The 2,406-nt window shown below is 53.4% G+C and carries 1 protein-coding gene and 1 pseudogene; one reads left to right on the top strand and one right to left on the bottom strand.

What is annotated here, in order from left to right; genetic code table 11:
* Nucleotides 1–809, bottom strand: a pseudogene (locus BP822_RS11230) (DNA degradation protein EddB); the annotation flags it as partial.
* 161 nt (nt 810–970) lie between these two features.
* Here BP822_RS11230 and BP822_RS11225 point away from each other — a divergent pair.
* A partial coding sequence (locus tag BP822_RS11225; RefSeq protein WP_286878306.1) for a chloride channel protein occupies nt 971–2,406 on the top strand: 1,436 nt, incomplete at its 3' end.

Here is a 2,406-nt window from a genome sequence, read left to right as displayed (position 1 = left end):
AAGTAGTTTTCCAGATTCAGGCTGGCAATCCTTAATCTGCCGCCCACTGGTTCAGGATTCATCGGCCGGGGATTGGATATTATGATTTTAGAGATATTCAAAGGTTCCAATCTATAATTTCCGTAGCCATAGCTCATTATCCCCATAATTCCCTGGATGGTGTCTGCACAGCGAATGGTTCTTGGAAATGGATAAGACTCGGGGAATCTTCGGCTGCTGCCGTCATCAAGGATGATCATGCTGCGACTGTTCAATTCCTGGACCTGCGCGGCTGGGGCTCCGGGCTTGGCAACGTTGGTGGGAACAGGCAGCCGGGATTGGGGAGATATGGCCAGTTCCCCATATGCGGAGAAATTCTCAATATCGGTGATGACCAGATCTTGAGGGAGCATCAAGAGCATTCCCTCGTATCTTTCCAGCGAATCCTCCTTTAGCGGCAGGATGAGCTGGTGGGCGGTCAAAGTGCTCTTAGTCTCATTTTTGCCAGCCTTTTTCTTTTTTATCTCCTTTAAATTCATCTGGGTCAGGCCATGGAACTCTTCGATATGCCCCCTGGCTATGACCAGATCACCTCTGGTGACATTCTCTTTCACTCCCAGCCGTCCAGGATCATAGATATAGATGCCCTCTGAGGTCTCAATATTGTCATCTATATCGCTGTCCTCTTCCTGGACAAAGAATCCTTCCAGCTTATCTGTTCCCTGGAAATCAGCGGTAACAATAGCCTCTATCGAGACTTTCATCCCCTGAAATGGGCTTGACTGTCCATCTCCCTGGATGGCATGAATCATGGTCAGATCAGCAATCATTGATTCTCCGCCCGGAGCAGCAGTCGAGATTGCAGCGCTCGCAGCCAAAAGAACGAAGATAATCGATAAATTCAAATCCATTCCATCCCTCTGATCAAGCCTTCCTTAAGTTCGGAGTAGTCACCTCCAAAAGAAAAGCTTTTTTATCACCATCTGAATATGTGTTAGCCTATGGCGAGTGGATGAATATCCATCTGAAGCTCACAGAAGATCTGCGATGGATCTACCTGGACCTTCTCTCCATTGTGGTAGGGATAAGCGGGGGCCTGGGGGCAGTGGCCTTCCGAAAGCTGGTGGAGCTTAGCCACGATTTCTTCTTCGGCTTTCTCCTCCCTCTCCTGCCGAATAGCTACTTCGTCGTTCTGCTGCCGGTCCTTGGCGGCCTCATCGTCGGACCTCTGATCTACAAGCTGGCGCCGGAGGCGAAGGGCGACGGCATATCTCATATCATGATCGCTCTGCAGAGGTTTACCGGCGACATCAGAAAGCGAGCCGGTCTGGTTCTCATCTTCACCTCCGCAATAACCCTGGGCAGCGGTGGGAGCGCCGGGCGGGAGGGGCCCATTGCCCTGATTGGAGCCTCAGCAGGCTCGGCCATCGGCAAAGCCATAAGGCTGTCTGCACGCGATTTGAAGGTGCTCACCTGCTGCGGCGTAGCCTCGGGGATTGCCGCCACCTTCAATGCACCCATGGGCGGGGCGATATTCAGCATGGAGGTGATCAGCAAGAAGTTCACATCACTTGATGCGGTACCCATTCTGCTGGCGGCGGTGGTGGGAAAAGCGGTAGCAACGGAGTTGATCGACCCCGTGCCGGAGTTCGTGAATCCCAACTTTTACTTTACCACCTTCGATATGGTTCTCTGCTTTTTCATCGGGCCCCTGTTTGGATTTCTCTCCTTCCTCTGGGTGAAAGGCTACTACTTCTTTGAGGACCGATTCCAGGATCTGCCTCTACCTGACATTCTGAAGCCGGCAGTTGGCGGGCTAACAGCAGGAGTATGCGGCATATTCTTCTTCGAGTTCGGCATAATGGGAGTGGGCTATGAGGGCATCAATAACGTCTTCATGCTGGCAGCGAGAGCGCCAGCCACCGATCTGCTTCTTCTGCTCCTAGCTTTGGGCTTGCTGAAGATGCTGGCAACATCCTCCACCGTCGGATCCGGAGGGAGCGGCGGGGTGTTTGCGCCCACGCTCTACATTGGAACCATGTTCGGCCTGGCGGCGGGCATGCTGGCTGAGATCCTGGCGCCCGATCAGATTGCCAATCCCCTGGACTACGGGCTCCTGGGCATGGGGGCTCTTTTCGCCGGGACAGCCGGGGCGCCTCTCACCTGTATATTCATGATCACGGAGATGACCGGCAACTATGGTGGCTTGCCGTCTCTGATTATTTGTTGCATCACCAGCTATACCGTGGCTCGCATTCTGTTGAAGGGTGGGTCCATTTACACTATCAAGCTGATGAGAAAGGGCATTTATCTCGATCTTCCCCAGCCGGTGCTCTCCGAAGTATCGGTGGGGGAGGCGATGCACAAAGAGGTGATCGCCGTCAGCCCTCTCTGCAGGATCTCGGAGGTGAGAGATGGCATCTACCG

The sequence above is a fragment of the Methanosaeta sp. UBA458 genome, from assembly GCF_002496085.1.
In the GTDB taxonomy this organism is placed as follows: domain Archaea; phylum Halobacteriota; class Methanosarcinia; order Methanotrichales; family Methanotrichaceae; genus Methanothrix; species Methanothrix soehngenii.
Note: the sequence above shows the minus strand (reverse complement) of the source record. Positions and strands in the feature narration are given on the sequence as shown.